Below are 16,478 nucleotides of genomic sequence, written 5' to 3' on the forward strand. Positions count from 1 at the left end.
GAGCAGAGATAGGCTTCCGCATCCTGGGCTTTTTTCTTGCTCTCCTCGGCATACAGGCGAGGCGTGGCCGTCATGTACAGACGCTTTTTAGCCTGGATGAAGCTATTGTCATGTACCTTAACAAAGGCGGAATCATCTTCGTCCTTCAAGGTGACGCCCGTTGTCCGATGCGCCTCATCACATATAATCAAGTCAAAGTCTTGGTGAAATTCTTTCTGTGCCTTTGCGATAACGTCAATGGACTGATAGGTAGAAAAAATGACTATGAGACCATCCTTATGAAATTTTTCAGCCAGCCTGAGCTGACGTACAATGTCCGTCACCCGCGTTGACGCAGGGAAGGCGAGATCCGTGACGCTGTACCCGTCGGTGTCATCGTCGTTCTTTTTCTTGCTCTTGCTGACCTCGGGATCAGAGCAGACACAAATGGGAAAAATCGGGTCGGAACTCTCCGCTGTCCATTCCCGAAGGGTCTGGCCTATCAACGCAATGGAAGGAGCCAAAAAAAGAACTAACCCCTTTCCGTCTGTTTCGGTTTCCGCAATTTTTAGGGATGTGAACGTCTTGCCAGTGCCGCAAGCCATAATCAGCTTGCCGCGTTCGCCGTTCTGAAAATGCTCATGAAAGGCGGCGATGGCCTTCTCCTGATGTGGACGTGGCGATTTTTTGCTCAGGCGTGCGCCTGAACCCGAAATTCCTTTGTCCAATACCGCCCAGTCCACTGGCGCGTTTTCAAGATCGGCAAGGCTTATCCGCTGTACAGGCGGTTCCTGGTTATGAATGGTATTTTCGGCCTCGCTACCCCATTTGTTTGTGGTGGAAATCCAGAGCCGGAGCGCAAAAGAGGTCGTTTGCAACTGGTCGTTGACAAATTGCTTGCTGGAGGTAGCCAGAAAACTGTCCACCGCCGGTTTGTCAATTCTGGCTTTTTCATCATAGCATTTGCATTGGATGGCCCAGAAATCACCCTCAACGGTCTGCGCCACAAGGTCGATGCCGGTATCCTTTCCCCCAAAGCTCTTCCTGTATGGGAATTCCCGCCAGAGCCACACATGCCGGAACTTGCCCTCATACCAAGGGACGGTTTGCAGAAACGCCTGCATCAGCCGTTCAAAACGGTCGCCTTTATCACGTTCGGAAAACGAAATGGCGCGGTATTTGGAAAGGACATCGCGGAAGGTCATGGCGGGGTACTCCTGAAATAAGGCATATATATGCTATACCGGAACAGCAAAAAAGAAAATCGGAAAAGCAAGGAGGAAAACCCAGCCACCTTACGGCACAATGCCCACAGGAACTTCCTGTCCCGAAGCGTCAATAAGGTTCCTCCCCTCTCTTTTTTGCCGGGCAGCTTTCAGGGTATCGAAAATTTTTATCCTATTATCTCAAGTAAATACATCATAAAATAAGAATCAATAATAGTCATTTATGGCTTGACGTGGGGCCATAACCTGACTATGAAATGACGGGTTATTTTTTGTCCTCAAGCAGAAAATTTGGTCGGTATTTTAAACGGTATTTTGTAAATGCTGTTTTAAAATATCCTAAAAAACTGCATAGTTACATGTAGATTTCGGCTTTGTCTCGGAGCCAATTCCAAATCCAAGGAAGCCCCACAAAGCCAAAAAGGCCTTGTGGGGCTTCACTTTTCTCCGTTGTGACGCTCCACGGCCATCCGGTAACGTCTATCGACCACGGCCTGGTTGTGAGACCGCACGAGAAATGAGAACGTGCCAAAGCTGGAAATCAGCCCTGGCACGTTTCCTGTTTGATGGGGAAATCAGTCGAAGTTGCGGATTTGACTGCGTCCTGAGCCTAGTGTCTACTTGCAAAAGTAGACACTACAAAACCCGTAAGGGTGTTGCGGCGGCATAGCCGCCGTGAGTGAGCGAAAAACCACGCTTTTTCGCGAACGATCCTGCAAAAATTCTGCGCAGAATTTTTGCAAGTAGACACTAGAAGTGCCGCACGCCGCGCCCTGGCGGAGCGCTTGCCCGGCGTGGCGATCCTGTCACGCCAGTTCTTCCACAATGCCCGCCGCCAGGACGACACCGTCTTCATCGTACAGCGTCACCACCTGGCCCGGCGCCGACGGAAAGCATGGTTCCGCGAACCGGATGCGGAGTTCCCCGTCTTCAAGGCGCGCCTCAGCCGGGGAAAGCCCGCCACCGTACCGGCAGCGGACAACGGGGCGCTCCGGCCAGAACGCCGGGGGCACCGCCACATTGACCTCACGCGCCACGCATCCGCGCATGCCGAGCAGGGAGCGCGGCCCCACCACCAGCGCATTGGCCGCCACATCCTTGCGCAGCACATGCAGCGCCTCGGCGTGTGACAGGCCGAGACCCCTGCGCTGTCCTTCGGTATAGCGCCAGAGTCCGGCATGGGTGGCGATGGGGCGCAGATGGGGGGCGGCGTCGTTGCCCGGGGAAGGTCCCGCAGCATCCTGCGGCTTCCGGGATCCATGGTCCCCGGGAAGAGCCGTTTCGCACAACAGGACCGGGCCTGGTCCCGGAGGCTCCATGCCCAGGACCTGCCACTGGCGCTCGAGAAAATTCCGGTAGGCATCCACGCCGCCGGGGGCGAAGCAGATGTCGTGGCTCTCCTCCGGCAGTGGCACCGCAAGCCCGGCCTGCGCCACAAGGGCGGAGCAGGCGGTCTTGTCCATTGCCGCAAGGGGAAAGAGCGCCCGCGCCAGGCGTTCACGGGGCACGAGGGAGAGAAAATAGCTCTGGTCCTTGGGAGCATGGGCGGCCATGGCGAGAAGCGGGCCAGGCGCCCCCCGGCGCGTATGCGGCGCCAGCCGGGCATAGTGGCCGGTGGCAAGGGCTTCCGCCCCGCGCGCCAGCGCCGCGTCCAGCAGGGCGCCGAACTTGAGGGAACGGTTGCAGCGGGCGCAGGGGTTGGGCGTGCGCCCGGCTGCATAGGCGGCCGCAAAGGGCGCGATGACATCCCGGGCGAAGCGGGCGCGCAGGTCCACCACCTCAAGCGGCACCCCGAGGTCGCGGCAGGCGGCGTCAAGGCCCGCGGGGGGCGCGCCGGAAGATTCCGTCAGCAGGGCATGCAGCGCCAGCAGCTCATGGCCCGCGCGGCGCAGGAGGAGCAGGGCGCAGAGGCTGTCCACGCCGCCGCTGACGGCTACGGCGATGCGCATGCGTCGTCCTTGCACGGCCCGGTGTGGCCGGCTCAGAGGATCTGGTTGAGAAACTGGCGCAAGCGCGGATGGCGCGGCGCGGTGAAGAGATTCTCGGGCTTGCCGGACTCCACGATCTGCCCCTGATCCATGAAGATGCAGCGGTCCGCCACCGTGCGGGCAAAGCCCATCTCGTGCGTGACGCAGATCATGGTCATGCCTTCTTCCGCCAGCGTGACCATGACGTCCAGCACCTCGCCCACCATTTCCGGGTCCAGCGCCGAGGTCGGCTCGTCAAAGAGCATGATGGCGGGTTGCATGGCAAGGGCGCGGGCGATAGCCACGCGCTGCTGCTGGCCGCCCGAGAGCATGGCCGGATAGACATTGGCCTTGTCGCTGATGCCGACTTTCTTGAGCAGGGCGAGGGCGCGGGCTTCGGCCTCCTCGGCGTTGAGTCCGAGAAGCCTGATGGGGGCCATGGTCAGGTTCTGGAGCACGGTCTTGTGCGGGAAAAGGTTGAACTGCTGGAAGACCATGCCCAGATTGCGCCGCACGAGATTGATATTGTTTTTCGGATCGTTGATGTTTTCGCCCTGGACGCAGATCTCGCCCTTGTCGATCTCTTCCAGGCGGTTGATGGAACGCAGCAGCGTGGACTTGCCCGAGCCGGACGGCCCGATGATGACCACCCGCTCGCCCGTGGTCACATTGAGACTGACATCCTGAAGGGCGGGAAGCTGCCCGAAGTATTTCCAGACATGGCTGATGGTGATGATGGGGGCGGTTTCGCGGGCTTCCGTGGTGCTGCTCATGATGCGTTCCGGGTGAGAGGGTGGGGGCGTGGTGCCTGTGTCGTCGGGGCGCAGATGACAGATGACCGAGGCTAGAGGAATGCGCCGTTTTCGTCAAGGAAGGGGAGGCGCCGGACATGCCCATGACCGCGCATGATTTGCAAAAAAAAGAAAAATGACATATAATACCCTGTTGTGGAAGTGACGGTTTTCCCCGGTATGGCCCGCCGCCCCGTTCCACCTGTCCGGTGTCGCGCCGGGGGCGGATCCGCCGTTCCGGAGTTTTTGCATATACGAGGAGCGCCCATGTTCGGTTTTCTTTTCAAAAAAATTTTTGGCAGCAAGAATGAACGCTATCTGCGGCGTCTGCGGCCTCTGGTGCAGAAGATCAACGCGCTGGAGCCGGAAATGCAGGCCCTTGCCGACGAAGAGTTTGCCGCGCGCATAGCCCGGTACAAGGTCGAGGTGCAGGAGAACGGCAAGAGCCTGGACGCTCTCCTGCCCGAAGTGTTCGCCCTGGTGCGCGAGGCCTCGCGCCGTGTGCTCGGCATGCGCCATTATGATGTCCAGCTTGTGGGCGGCATCGTGCTCCACAAGGGCAAGATCGCGGAAATGAAGACCGGCGAGGGCAAGACCCTGGTCGCCACGCTCGCCGTGGTGCTCAACGCGCTGTCCGGCAAGGGCGTGCATGTGGTCACGGTCAACGACTACCTCGCCACGCGTGACGCCGAGTGGATGGGCAGGCTCTACGGCTTCCTCGGCCTCACCACGGGCGTCATCGTGCACGGCCTTGAGGATGAGGAGCGCAAGACCGCCTACAATGCGGACATCACCTACGGCACCAACAACGAATTCGGCTTCGACTACCTGCGCGACAACATGAAGTTCTATGCCAGCCAGCTTGTCCAGCGGGGGCATAATTTCGCCATCGTGGACGAGGTGGACTCCATCCTCATCGACGAAGCGCGCACGCCGCTCATCATCTCCGGGGCTTCGGAAGAGTCGGTGGGCTTTTACCGCACCGTGGACGACATCGTGCGGCAGCTGGGTCCCGAGCACTATACCATCGACGAAAAGGCCAAAACGGCCATGCTCACCGATGAGGGCGTGGCCCGCTGCGAAGAACTGCTCGGGCTGGACAACCTTTTCGACCCCGCCAACATCACCGCCCAGCATCATGTGCTCCAGTCGCTCAAGGCGCATCAGGTCTTCAAGCGCGATGTGGACTATATCGTCCAGGACGATCAGGTGGTCATCGTGGACGAATTCACCGGGCGCCTCATGGCCGGACGCCGCTATTCCGATGGTCTTCACCAGGCGCTGGAGGCCAAGGAGCATGTGACCATCGCCGCCGAAAACCAGACCCTCGCCTCCATCACCTTCCAGAACTATTTCCGGCTGTATGACAAGCTTTCGGGCATGACGGGCACCGCCGATACCGAGGCCGTGGAATTCCAGCAGATCTACAATCTGGAAGTCATCAGCATCCCGCCCAACAGGCCCATGATCCGCAAGGACATGCCGGACCTTATCTATCGCAGCCGCAAGGAGAAGTTCGACGCCATCGTGGCGGCCATTGCCGAGCTGCATGAGCGGCAGCAGCCCGTCCTGGTGGGCACCATCTCCATCGAGACATCGGAGATGCTTTCCCGGCGGCTGACCCGGCTCGGCATTCCCCATAACGTGCTCAATGCCAAGCAGCACGCCAAGGAAGCGGAAATCGTGGCCCAGGCCGGCCAGAAGGGCAGGGTGACCATCGCCACCAACATGGCCGGCCGCGGCACGGACATCGTGCTTGGCGACGGCGTGGTGGAACTGGGCGGCCTGCACATCCTCGGTACGGAACGGCACGAGAGCCGGCGCATCGACAACCAGTTGCGCGGCCGCTCGGGCCGGCAGGGCGACCCAGGTTCCTCACGGTTCTATCTGTCGCTTGAGGACGACCTCATGCGCCTTTTCGGGTCGGACCGCATCAAGGGCCTCATGGAACGGCTCGGCCTGCGCGATGGCGAGGCCATCGAGAACAAGATGGTCACCCGGGCCGTGGAAGGCGCGCAAAAGCGCGTGGAAGCGCACCACTTCGAGATCCGCAAGACCCTGCTGGATTATGACAATGTCATGAACCAGCAGCGCGAGGTCATCTACGCCCTGCGCCGCGAACTCATGGTGGAGGACGACCTTGCGCCGGTGCTCGAGGAGTTCCTCAGCGACGTGCTCGACGTGGTCTATGCGCCGCTGGATGCCGCGGCGCCCGATGCTCTGGAAGAAACGCGCGCGGCCGTCATGGCGCGCCTGCGCGAAATTTTCACCCTTGACCGCGTCCTGCCCGAGGACGCGCCCCTGCCGGAGCGTGAACGGACCGAAGCCCTGGTGCGCGGCATCCTGGACGAACTCAAGGCGGCAGCGGGCGAAGGCTACAAGGATATCGAGCGCTATTTCCTGCTGGAAGAACTGGATCGTTGCTGGAAGGAGCACCTGCGCAACATGGATGCCCTGCGTGACGGCATCGGCCTGCGCGGTTACGGCCAGCGAGACCCCAAGCTGGAGTACAAGCGCGAAGGCTTCGAGATGTTCCAGGACATGCTCTTCCAGATCCGCGAGAGCGTCTTCCGCGCGCTGACGAGGGTGCGCGTGCAGGTCGTGAGTCCGGAGGAGGAGGCGGCCAGGGCCGCCGCCGAGCGCGAGGCTGTGGCCCGCGAATTCCGTCACCGCGAGGAACCCGCCCAGCTCTCCTATTCCAGCGGGGGCGAAAGCGTGACCGAAAACCGGCCGAAGCAGCCTGTGCGGGCGGCTCCGCGCGTGGGCCGCAACGATCTCTGCCCGTGCGGCAGCGGCAAGAAATACAAGAAGTGCTGCGGGCGCGGGCAATAGCGCCTGCGGCAGTGCGCGTGGCGCGCGTGAAGGAACAGGGCGGAAGCCGTCGGCTTCCGCCCTGTCTGTTCGTGGCGTGCTTTTGCCGCCCTATTTCGTGTGGCGTCCGAGGGTGCAGCCGCCATGCCAGGAACAGGCCGTGTGCGGCGGCATGTCTTCCAGGCCGAGGTCCTGCATGGCGTCCTCCAGACGCGATGCCACGGTCTCATAGTGGACGAAACCGCGCGAAACCGCATCCCGCCTGTTCCCGCGGACGAGGATGACGCTCGGGTAGGCGCTGATCTCTCCCATGAGGGCCGAGGCTTCCTCAAGTCCGCGCCGGGCGGCCTGCGCCGTCTCGGGCGCCGCCATGGCCGCCTTGAGCGCGTCCGGCGCCATGTGCCAGCGTTGCGCCAGCGCGGCAAGCGAACTGTCGGAGAAAATATCCTGTCCCTGGCCGTAGAACAGGTCCTCCAGGGCCAGCAGCTGTTCCAGGGCATGGCCGGGGGCCAGCGTCTTCAGGGCCTCGAGCACCTCGTCCGCTCCGGGCGAGAAGAGGCACATCTCGCGGCCCGTCTCCACCGCATGGATGGCACCCGCCAGGGAACGGCCCAAGGCATGCTCCACCTCGCGCCAGAAATCCGTGAGACCGGGGGAAGCGGCCGCGTCGTCGGCCAGGGTGACGCGTCTGCTCATCAGGTTGCCGCCGAGCACATGGACCGGAAATTCAGGATGCTGCGCGGCGATGCGCTGCATGATCGGCCAGAAGGCATAGCACCAGGGACAATAGACATCGGCGATATATACAAAATGCGCGGTATTCATGGTATCCTCTCCGAAGGGCTGGAGGTTGTTGCCGTGGGGGACAGGGCGTGGAGCGCGCTGATGCGCTCCCAGGAACGCCTGATCCGCTCAACGGGTATGCTGCCTTCGTCCACCAGGGCGCGCAAGGCGGCAAAGACCTTGTCCGCAAGTCCGTCTTCCCATTCAAGATTGTTGCCGTAGAGGAGAATATCCACGCCGGCGCGCACCGCCAGCAGGATGCTTTCCTTGAGTCCGTAGCGGCCGGCAATGGCCCGCATCTGCATGTCATCGCTGATGACCACCCCTTGCCAGCCAAGGCCTTGGCGCAGCAGGCCCGTGACCACCATGCGCGAGAGCGTGGCCGGCAGGTCCGGGTCAAGCCCGGCATGGAAGAGATGCCCCGGCATGACCATGCCGGGCCAGCCCGCGCGGAAAATTTCCGCATAGGGGAGGAGGTCCGTTGCGCCGTCCCAGCACCGGGTAATATCCGGCAGCCCGAGGTGCGAATCTTCCCGGGCGCAGCCCTGGCCGGGAAAATGCTTGAGCACCGGGATGACCCCGCTGCGGGCCAGCCCCTGCCCAAAGGCCAGGGCATGGCGGGCCACGGCGGCGGGGTCGGAGCTGAAGGCGCGGCCAAGCCTGCCGATGGCGGGATTGAGCGGATTGCTGTCCACATCGGCCACCGGGGCAAGGTCCACATCGATGCCGAGTCCGGCGAGTTCTTCGCCGAGCAGGGTCGCGGTCTCCAGTGTGGCCGCGACGCTGCCCTGCCCGAGGCGCTGGGCGGAGGGCAGGTCGGAGAATCCCTTTTGCGGCCTGAGGCGGCGCACCTGCCCGCCCTCCTGATCCACGGCGATGAAGATCGGACCCGGAGCGGCGGCCCGCAGGGTGGCCGTCAGGCGGCGCACCTGCTCCGGCGAGCGGATATTGCGTTCGCCGCCTGTTGTCATGTCGCGGTCGAAAAGGATGACGTTGCCGACGCGGCCGTCGGCCACAGCGGCGAGAAAGGGATCGTCCGGGTCCAGCTCCGTTCCCCGAAACCCGCACATGAGCATGGACCCGAGCATCCGGTCAAGGGAGGGGAGGGCCGGCGGCGTGCCGCCAGCAGGGGCGACTTCCCCGCCCAGAACGGTCACGGCGGAAAGGCAGATGACGAGAACGGCCAATGCCGCGAAACACCGGCGGGGTGCGCGGCGGCCGGGGCGGCGCCCGGAGCCGCGGGGCGATCGTCGCCTCAGCACGGCAGCCCCCCGGCGCGGCGCCGCTCCTGCAGCGCTTCCAGCACGGCAACGGGAACGCGCAGCCCTCCGTGTCCCGTGCCGAGCTGGATGCCGGGCTTGTTGGCGCCGTGATAGTCCGAGCCGCCGGTCACTCCCAGGTCGAAGCGTCTGGCAAGCTCCACGCAGTGGCGGGTGTCCGCCTCCGAGTGCCCGCTGTGCCATGCCTCAATGGCCGCAAGGCCGCAGCCGGCGAGGCGGCGCGTCAGCGCTTCGACGTCGGTCGGCGAGGCGGCGTTGAGAAAGGGGTGGGCAAGAACGGCGGTGGCGCCCATGCCCGCCAGCACGCGCACCGCTTCTTCCGGGGCGGGCACCCGTTTGGGCACATAGGCCTTGCCGTCCGCGCCAAGGTAGTCCCTGAAGGCCGCGGCCACGTCGCGCGCATAGCCCTTGGCGGCCAGCACGGCCGCCATGTGGGGGCGGCCGACGCTGCCGGAGGCATGGGCGCGGACTTCCTCAAGGGTGATGTCAAACCCGAGGGCGCGGAGCCGGGCCACCATTTCCGCATTTCGCTCATTGCGGCGGCGCCGTACGGCATCCAGCCAGTTGTCGAGCGCATCCGCCTTTGCGGGTATCCAGAGGCCGAGGATGTGATGCTCCCCGGCTTCGGAGCGGGTGGATATCTCACAGCCCCGGATGATGCCGAGGCCCCGTTCCCGGCCTGCCTGTTCCGCTTCGCCGAGTCCGGCCAGGGTATCATGATCCGTCAGGGCGATGGCCGCCAGGCCAAGGTCGTGGGCGCGGGCCACCAGCGCGGCGGGGCTGTCGGTGCCGTCCGAGGCGGTCGAGTGGGTATGAAGATCGACGAGGCTCCTGTCCATGTCTTCTTGTAAGCTTTCGCGCGTGGGCCTGGCAAGCGGTCTGTGGGCGCCGGGCGTGGCAGGGGCGCAGGGGAGCTTCCGGCAGACCTTCGGCGGGAAAAACATTTTCGGGCATCATTCTTGCATAGAATTTGTGAAGAAGTACAGGGACGGCCCGCTCCTGCGCGGGTGTTTTGAGTTCCCCGCCGAATTTTGGTAGATAAGGTCCGCACGCTCACGCGGACGAGGGAACGGTCGGGACGGCGGACCGTTCCGCAACGCACATGCCCCGCCCACGGAACCGGCGTCTCCCGCCGGGGGCGGGCGGCTGCGGGGCGCGGGGTCCTGATCCGGAAAGGATGTCTCATGGCGCAGTTATCACAACTTCTGGCCCGTTTGCCCGGGGGCAAGGATGTCCACATGAGCACCATGGGCCATGTGCTCTGGGTGTGCTGGCAGGGGAACCTCTCCCAGGCGGTCAACCAGACGTTGCTCAACTACGGCGGCATGCTCGTGGGCGAGGAGCGTGAGCAGGCCATCTGGTTCTTCTTTACCGATGACGTTTTTCTGGCGCTGGCGCGGCTGCGGATCTGGGGCAATTTCAACGAACTTGCCGTGGGCATCGAGCTGTTTCCGGGCAGGCTCCAGCTCAGCAGCAAGCGCGAGGCCAGCCTGGCGGTGGACGGCATCCTTTCCGCCCAGGAGATGCATCCCCGCGAGACCCTGGATATCTGGATCCATCCCAAGAGCCGGGAGGGGCGCAACGTCCTGCCGGGCATCACCTTTGCGCGCGCCACCGGCAGGCAGGGCATGGCCTCCGTGGACTGGGCCGAGCCTGAGGTGGACGTGCGGATGCCGTATTCCTCCACCCAGGCGTGGTTTGCCGTGCTGCATCCTCTGGGAAGTCCGCTGGACAAGGCGTTCCAGGCGGGCTGGAGCAGTATGTTCATCAAGCTGGAGGGATTGCTTCAGGAGCTGAAAATCAAGTCCATCGTGCAGGAAGGCTTCGTCATGCTCGCCATGGACAACCTGCTCATGCTCCGCACCTTCATGCGCAAGTACCTGCACGCCTTTGACAAGGCGACACTCGAACCCGGCACCTACTGGCCCTGTGTCTGCGTGGTCGCGGACCGCAACAACCTGAATTTCAACAGTGACCTTCCCAAGAAGATCGGCCTCCAGTGGGACAATCTCATGCCGGATTTTCCCTATCTGAGCTATCGCAACGCCTATCTTCTCGGCGAGGGGTTTTCTGTCCGCGATCTCCGCTATAGCGGAGGCCAGACCAGCATGGACAGCTGGTGCAATGTCCTGCTGGATGAAAACAGCATCAGCAGCCGTTCCATCCCCCTGGTCATGGCCGGCCAGCTGGCTTCGGGCGCGCCCGGCGCGGGCTGTTTCTACTGCGGTCTGCCCAATCATTCGGCGGCGGAGTGCCCCACGCGGACGTATTTCCCCTCCCGCGCCGAAACCTGGCAGCAGATCGAGGGCATGGATCTGGAGATCATCAATGAGGCGTTCCGCCGCATCGAGACGGTGTTGAGCGCGGAGGGCATCAAGGGCTTTGACGAGCTTCTCGATGATCAGGGTCCGGCAGGCATCCTGCTTCAGGCCGTTTTTGACCTCAACGGACCCTGCCAGTTGCGTAATGTGCCGCGCAACTGGCTCTACCGCATGCGCGAACCGGACCCGGACGAGGAAAAGCCCGCGCGTGACGACAGTCCCGCCTGGGATCTGCTGGAAAAGCTCGCGCGCACCAGCGCCGAGGAACTGCCCGAGCTGGACAGGGAGATCGTTCAGACCATTTCGCGCCACCCGCGTGACCCGCGCCTGCGTATGGTGCGCGCCTTTCTCCAGATCGAGCGCGGCGACGCCACCCAGGCCCTCAACTTTTTCCGCGAAGCGGCGGGCATGACGCCCTGGCCCGCGCTCCAGGCCTGGAACGAATATCTCCAGGGGCGCCTGATGGAGGAACAGGGGCAGTTCGCCCAGGCGAGCACGCTCTATACGCAGGTCCTGCGCGTCATGCCCCAATGGCGCGAAGTGACATACCGGGGCATCATCTGCCGGGTCAAAATGGGCTTTGCGGAGCAGATCCTTGACCAGGTGGTGGAGCTTGTGACCGCCGAGCCGGAGTATTTCAACCGTTTCCTCATCGATCCCGCGCTGGAGCGCGGACGGCTGCTTGTATTGTCCTCCCTCTTTGACCTCTGGGAAGAGGCCAGGAAGAACGCGGAAAATGAAAAAACCGCCGTGCATGCCATGGAAGAACGGCTCACGGCCTGGTTCCCCGACGATCATCCCGTCCAGGCGCGCCTTGGGCAAAAGATCCATGCCCTGGATGCCCTGGGCAAGGTCGACAACTACATGGCCTTTTTCCGCATGGTCCGGCAGCGTCCCCAACTGGAAAAGGAGCTTGAGGAAAGCATCCAGCGTGAAGTGGATGAACTGCGTAACCGCTACAAGTCCTACCTTGACGTGCTGGAAGAGATCCGGGATGAAGCCTCGTGGTTTCCCTTTCCGTCGGCGTTGCGCGAATTCAGCGCGGATTTCAACGCCAGCGCGGGCATCATCAACTGGGCCTTCGCGAGCAACTTCAACGAGGCGGAAACGTTCAAGCGGGCGCAGACCGCCATCCCCAAGCTTGACGAGCTTCTCCAGAACCTCAAGGCACGCCTCAAATTCCTCCGCACCGTGCGCGATGCCACGCTCTTCGGCCTGACCATGCTCCGCACCTTCATGTGGGTGGAGATCATCGGGCTTGTCCTCTGCTTTGTGGGCGTGCCCATCATCGTCTTCTGGGGTGAAAAAATGGGGCTTGGCTGGCTCAAGTACCTGCTGGGCGAAAACCAGTGGTCCATCCAGAAGGTGCTGGTCATCATCGTGACCATCCTCGCCGTGGGGGTGGGGGCGCTGCGCACCACCCTGGTCTTTGACCGCAAGCGGGAAAAGCTGCTCGAACAGGCCCGGGAACAGCGTCAGAAAGCGCAGCAGACGCGCATCGAAAGCATCCGGAAACAGCGCCTTGCGGAGGCGAAAAAACTGCGCCGCCAGCAGGAGGCCGCGCAACAACTGGAAAACAGGCGCCAGCTCAAGGCGCGGATGCAGGGGTGAACCGCGCGTCGCCGCGCTGCTGAAAGGAGTCCTCCATGCCGACACTCAAGGACTTTGCCCTTTGCCCCATCGACTGGAACCTGACGCCGGAACATGCCGTCACCATGTATCTGGAATGGGGCAACAACGACTGGCACGCCGAATATCCTCCCGTGCGCTCCAAGGAGGATGTCTCCCGCTATTTTGTGGTGGACAGCTGGCAGGACCCGCCGGTGATCCGCCTGGTACGCCGCAATTCCGAGTCCGCCGAGGACCTCGTCACCGTGCCGCTGCCGCCTGAGCTTCTGGCGGACTGGCGTGAGGCCAACGGCGGCCTGCGCGGCGTGAGCGCCCCCACGCCGGCCATCAAGGCCTGGCTGAAACGGGAACTCGGCCAGGAGTGAGAGTGAGGAGCGAACGCGCTACATGCACCACAGGTCCATCCCGGCCCCCATTGCGCCGCAGGGGCGTTCGGTGAACCCGAGTTTTTTGTAAAAACCTTCATTGCCCGCGGTGGCAATGAGGACGATTTTGATTTTCCAGTCGGGACGCCGCTGCGCTTTCACCCATTCAATGGCCCGTTGCGCCAGATTTTTGCCGATTCCCTGCTTCTGACAGGCGGGAAGGACCATGAGGTCTGAAAAGTACGCGATGTACCCATGGTCCCATATGATCCTGACGGCACCCACGATAGCCGTTCCCAGGCGGCAGGAGGCAATGAAGGATGAGTGGCGCAGACCCTCGCGGGCCTGCTCCACCGGCAGCTCCGGCCAGCCCACAGCCTTCCGCAACAGGCAATACTCTTCAGCGGAAAGGGTGTCGGCGTATTCATACTGCTGCATGCTGCCGTTCTCCCGCGCGTGGACTCGCGTTGACGCTTTGCGGGGACGAACGCCTCATGCCCCCCGACGCTTCCGCCGGGCCGTTTCCCCCCGCTTGCCTTCAGGCGCCGGCCGGTGTTGTTTCGCCCCTGGCTTCCTGAGCGAGGCGCTTTTCCAGAGCGGCCACCTTTCTGCGCAGTTCGCGCGTATGCTTTCTGATGCCGGAATGGTAGAGCCAGATCAGCCCGAGCACAAGCAGGCTGGATTCCACCAGGAAGAAGAAGATCCATTGCAAATGCCGCTCCTGACCGGCGGGGCGTTCCCGTTCCAGCCATTTCCGCGCCAGGGCCTGCCGCTCTCCGGGCGTGATCTGGGCAAGGGCGGTGGTGATGACGTTGAACAGTTCCGGCCGGTCACGGCGCACGGCCACGGCATGGCCGTACGAGGAATCCACCTTGCCCGCGGTCTGCATCTGGAGGATGCCGCCGGTCTGGATTTTTTCCAGCAGGTTGAATTCATAGTCAAGCACGGCATCCGCTTCGCCGGCGGCCACTTTCTGCAGGGCCTCCAGCGTGGTGGCCGTGGGCACGGCGATGATCTCGGGATGGAATTCCTTGAGGAAGTCGTGCCAGGAATAATCCTTGACCACGGCGACCTTTTTGCCGGCAAGGGAAGTGATGTCCGCCGTGTCCAGGCCGCCGCCGCGCCGGGTCATGATGATGCCCGGCTCGGTGATGTACGGCGCGGTGAACAGCATGTATTCGCTGCGCCGTCCCGTCTTGGCCGCGGCCATGAAAACGTCGATCTTGCCCTGGCGCGCCAGTTCCTCGGTGGCGGCCCAGTCGCTCGTGGGCAGGGGGCGGAAATCCAGGCCCGTCATCTTGGCGAGCAGCCGGAGATAATCCCCGCCGAGACCGGTGTAGCGACCGCGCTCATCGAACATTTCCAATGGATAAAAATTCGGGTCCACCCCGACGGTGACCACCGGGTTTCCCGCCAGCCAGGCGAGGTCCTCCGGCGCGATCTTGTCAAGGACGGAGGCTTTCTGCTCAAGCAGCCCGTCGAGGGCGTTCTCCTTTGCGGCGAATGCCTGCGGATAGAAGGTCTGTATCCCGAGAACGACCTGAATGGCGATGATCAGCAGTCCAAGGCAAAGTAGCAGCAACTGGCGCATGTGCTCTCCACAAAATTCCTGCGTTTGCTGGTTGCGTCCGTGAACGCCCCGGCCCCGCCAGGGGGCGCGGGGTGGCGTCAGCGGCCGGTGGCGTTGGCCGCCCGTTCTTTGGTCCCGTCCTCTTCCTCTTCCTCCTCAGGTTCGAAAAGTACCGGGCAGCTGCTCCTGCCGAACAGCAGGTAGCGCAGGCGCGAATGCGGGATGTGCAGAAGTTCGTTGCGCCTGTTGAGGAAGAAGATGCCCCCAAGCCCCACCCAGATGAAGAGCATGATCCACGAGGGCACGCTGATGGCCGCCGGGGAGCTGGGGAAGATGAGCAGGAGGAAACAGACGATGGAAGTGGCCGCGCCGATGACGCAGACCGGCTTGCCCCATCCCGCTTCGGAAAGGTGCGGATGGCGGGTGAGGTACTTGTAGGCCGTCATGCTGGTGAACAGATAGGCCATGGCCGTGCCGATGGCCGACATGTCCACGATCCAGCTCAGGGCCGCGCGGCCGAACCACGGCACGACGAGGCAGAGGGCAAGGGTGAAGAGGACGCTCTTCCACGGCGTGTTGTAGCGCGGATGCACCGAGGCGAAAAAATTCGGCAGGAATTTGCTCCGGCCCATGCTGAAGAGCAGACGCGTGGTCGCCATGAAAAAGCCGTTCATGCCCGTGAGGATGCCCGCGAGCACAGGAACGGTCAGGGCGACGCCGCCGAAACGCCCGAAGACCTGGTCGGCCACCCAGCCCGTGGCCCAGGCGTGGTTCTGCCTGAGCAGATCCTTGTAGGGGATGTAGCCGGCCACGCACAGCGTCACCAGGGCGTAGAGGATGGCGCCGCAGATGATGGACAGGAGCATGAGGTCCCGCGCCTTGGCCGGGGAGAACTTGAACTCCTCGGCTGTCTGCGGGATGGTGTCGAAGCCCACATAGAGCCATGGCGTGAGCGCCAGCACCACCAGAACGCAGGCGAGCGGCGAGCGGTCCTCGGCAAAGAGCGGCTCGAAGTTCGCGGGGCAGGCCGAATCCGTGAGGAAGGTGCCCGTGGCGAGCACAAGAACGCCTGCCGTGAGGGCGAGCGCAAGAATGACCTGGATGGTGCTGGCCGCGTTCATGCCCCGATAGTTCATCCAGCCGAAGAGGAGCAGGATGGCGGAAACAAAGACGAGTTCGCCCGCGTTGATGTCCCAGCCGGCGACGGAATACAGGTAGCCCACGTCAAAGACGCCGGGCAGCAGGTAGCGCGTGAGCAGGATGAGCGCCATGGCATTGGCCGCGATGACGCAGATATAGCTGAGCACCAGTGCCCAGCCGCACACGAAAGCTCCCCGGGTGCCGAAGCCCGCGTAGGCGTAGGCGAAGGCGCCGCCCGCCACCGGATAGGGCTTGATGAGGAAGCTGTAGCTCAGGGCCACGATGCACTGGAACAGCGCGCCCACAAAGAAGGCGATGACCGTTCCCATGGGACCGGCATCCGGCAGAAAACGGATGGCCGGCAGAATGAAGCAGCCCCAGCCCACAATGGCGCCAAGCGCAAGGGCCAGGACTTCAATGGGGTTGAGGGTTTTTTCCAGCTCTTCGCGCTCGTGGCCTTTCACCCCATGCTGTGGCGTCTCCCCCATGGTCCCTCCCGCATCTGGCGTTATTGTCTTCATTGGAGAGCAATCCTTGTGCCAAAATGCACATGGCGCGGTATTTCTTGTTTTGCGGGTGCAGGGCGGCCATGCCTTTCGGAGTGGCGGGGATGGAT

General features: G+C 62.9%; 12 protein-coding genes. 3 read left to right on the forward strand and 9 right to left on the reverse strand.

Annotation, left to right across the window (positions count from 1 at the left end; all coding sequences use genetic code 11):
- From QZ294_RS09225 to QZ294_RS09235, 3 genes are all read right to left on the reverse strand, one after another.
- Window positions 1-1,184, reverse strand: a 1,184-nt coding sequence (locus tag QZ294_RS09225) for a DEAD/DEAH box helicase family protein (protein ID WP_297049295.1), incomplete at its 3' end; no start/stop codon positions are given.
- Window positions 1,185-2,011: 827 nt separating this feature from the next.
- The gene (locus QZ294_RS09230; RefSeq protein ID WP_297049298.1) at window positions 2,012-3,154 is read right to left on the reverse strand and encodes a tRNA methyl transferase PRC-barrel domain-containing protein; all 1,143 of its coding nucleotides are present in this window, start codon (window positions 3,152-3,154) and stop codon (window positions 2,012-2,014) included.
- A gap of 32 nt (window positions 3,155-3,186) precedes the next feature.
- Complete coding sequence (locus tag QZ294_RS09235; protein WP_297049301.1) at window positions 3,187-3,945, reverse strand: amino acid ABC transporter ATP-binding protein; 759 nt, start codon at window positions 3,943-3,945, stop codon at window positions 3,187-3,189.
- Between the two features lie 285 nt (window positions 3,946-4,230).
- On the opposite strand from QZ294_RS09235, the gene secA reads away from it, so the two are divergent.
- The gene (gene secA / locus QZ294_RS09240) at window positions 4,231-6,795 is read left to right on the forward strand and encodes a preprotein translocase subunit SecA (RefSeq protein ID WP_297049304.1); all 2,565 of its coding nucleotides are present in this window, start codon (window positions 4,231-4,233) and stop codon (window positions 6,793-6,795) included.
- 90 nt (window positions 6,796-6,885) lie between these two features.
- Here secA and QZ294_RS09245 read toward each other — a convergent pair whose 3' ends face one another.
- From QZ294_RS09245 to QZ294_RS09255, 3 genes are read right to left on the reverse strand one after another with little or no spacing between them, the layout of a single operon-like run.
- The gene (locus tag QZ294_RS09245; protein WP_297049307.1) at window positions 6,886-7,599 is read right to left on the reverse strand and encodes a hypothetical protein; all 714 of its coding nucleotides are present in this window, start codon (window positions 7,597-7,599) and stop codon (window positions 6,886-6,888) included.
- Window positions 7,596-8,819: a glycoside hydrolase family 3 N-terminal domain-containing protein gene (locus QZ294_RS09250; RefSeq protein ID WP_297049309.1), complete on the reverse strand. Its 1,224-nt coding sequence runs from the start codon at window positions 8,817-8,819 to the stop codon at window positions 7,596-7,598. Before QZ294_RS09250 ends, QZ294_RS09245 begins: the two co-directional genes overlap by 4 nt.
- Window positions 8,813-9,676 (reverse strand): PHP domain-containing protein, encoded by an 864-nt coding sequence (locus tag QZ294_RS09255; protein WP_297049403.1) that lies wholly within the window; start codon window positions 9,674-9,676, stop codon window positions 8,813-8,815. The genes QZ294_RS09250 and QZ294_RS09255 overlap by 7 nt, the downstream gene beginning before the upstream one ends.
- A 345-nt stretch (window positions 9,677-10,021) precedes the next feature.
- Here QZ294_RS09255 and QZ294_RS09260 point away from each other — a divergent pair, with 345 nt between their 5' ends.
- Together QZ294_RS09260 and QZ294_RS09265 are read left to right on the forward strand one after the other, a co-directional pair.
- Window positions 10,022-12,769, forward strand: a complete 2,748-nt coding sequence (locus QZ294_RS09260) for a hypothetical protein (protein ID WP_297049312.1) — start codon at window positions 10,022-10,024, stop codon at window positions 12,767-12,769.
- Between the two features lie 35 nt (window positions 12,770-12,804).
- Window positions 12,805-13,152 (forward strand): DVU0772 family protein, encoded by a 348-nt coding sequence (locus tag QZ294_RS09265; protein ID WP_297049316.1) that lies wholly within the window; start codon window positions 12,805-12,807, stop codon window positions 13,150-13,152.
- 18 nt (window positions 13,153-13,170) lie between these two features.
- On the opposite strand, the gene QZ294_RS09270 is transcribed toward QZ294_RS09265, so the two are convergent.
- From QZ294_RS09270 to QZ294_RS09280, 3 genes are all read right to left on the reverse strand, one after another.
- Window positions 13,171-13,590: a GNAT family N-acetyltransferase gene (locus tag QZ294_RS09270; protein WP_297049319.1), complete on the reverse strand. Its 420-nt coding sequence runs from the start codon at window positions 13,588-13,590 to the stop codon at window positions 13,171-13,173.
- Between the two features lie 100 nt (window positions 13,591-13,690).
- On the reverse strand, window positions 13,691-14,743 hold the full coding sequence (locus tag QZ294_RS09275; protein WP_297049323.1) for a transporter substrate-binding domain-containing protein: 1,053 nt from the start codon (window positions 14,741-14,743) through the stop codon (window positions 13,691-13,693).
- 77 nt (window positions 14,744-14,820) lie between these two features.
- Window positions 14,821-16,350 (reverse strand): APC family permease, encoded by a 1,530-nt coding sequence (locus QZ294_RS09280; RefSeq protein ID WP_297049326.1) that lies wholly within the window; start codon window positions 16,348-16,350, stop codon window positions 14,821-14,823.
- Between the last annotated feature and the right edge of the window lie 128 nt (window positions 16,351-16,478).

It is taken from the genome of uncultured Desulfovibrio sp. (genome assembly GCF_910584445.1).
Classification (GTDB): domain Bacteria; phylum Desulfobacterota; class Desulfovibrionia; order Desulfovibrionales; family Desulfovibrionaceae; genus Desulfovibrio.

Coding starts and splice junctions, on each gene's coding strand:
- QZ294_RS09230 (WP_297049298.1), bottom strand. CDS start 3,154: ATGCGCATCGCCGTAGCCGTCAGCGGCGGCGTGGACAGCCTCTGCGCC.
- QZ294_RS09235 (WP_297049301.1), bottom strand. CDS start 3,945: ATGAGCAGCACCACGGAAGCCCGCGAAACCGCCCCCATCATCACCATC.
- secA (WP_297049304.1), top strand. CDS start 4,231: ATGTTCGGTTTTCTTTTCAAAAAAATTTTTGGCAGCAAGAATGAACGC.
- QZ294_RS09245 (WP_297049307.1), bottom strand. CDS start 7,599: ATGAATACCGCGCATTTTGTATATATCGCCGATGTCTATTGTCCCTGG.
- QZ294_RS09255 (WP_297049403.1), bottom strand. CDS start 9,676: ATGGACAGGAGCCTCGTCGATCTTCATACCCACTCGACCGCCTCGGAC.
- QZ294_RS09260 (WP_297049312.1), top strand. CDS start 10,022: ATGGCGCAGTTATCACAACTTCTGGCCCGTTTGCCCGGGGGCAAGGAT.
- QZ294_RS09265 (WP_297049316.1), top strand. CDS start 12,805: ATGCCGACACTCAAGGACTTTGCCCTTTGCCCCATCGACTGGAACCTG.
- QZ294_RS09270 (WP_297049319.1), bottom strand. CDS start 13,590: ATGCAGCAGTATGAATACGCCGACACCCTTTCCGCTGAAGAGTATTGC.
- QZ294_RS09275 (WP_297049323.1), bottom strand. CDS start 14,743: ATGCGCCAGTTGCTGCTACTTTGCCTTGGACTGCTGATCATCGCCATT.
- QZ294_RS09280 (WP_297049326.1), bottom strand. CDS start 16,350: ATGGGGGAGACGCCACAGCATGGGGTGAAAGGCCACGAGCGCGAAGAG.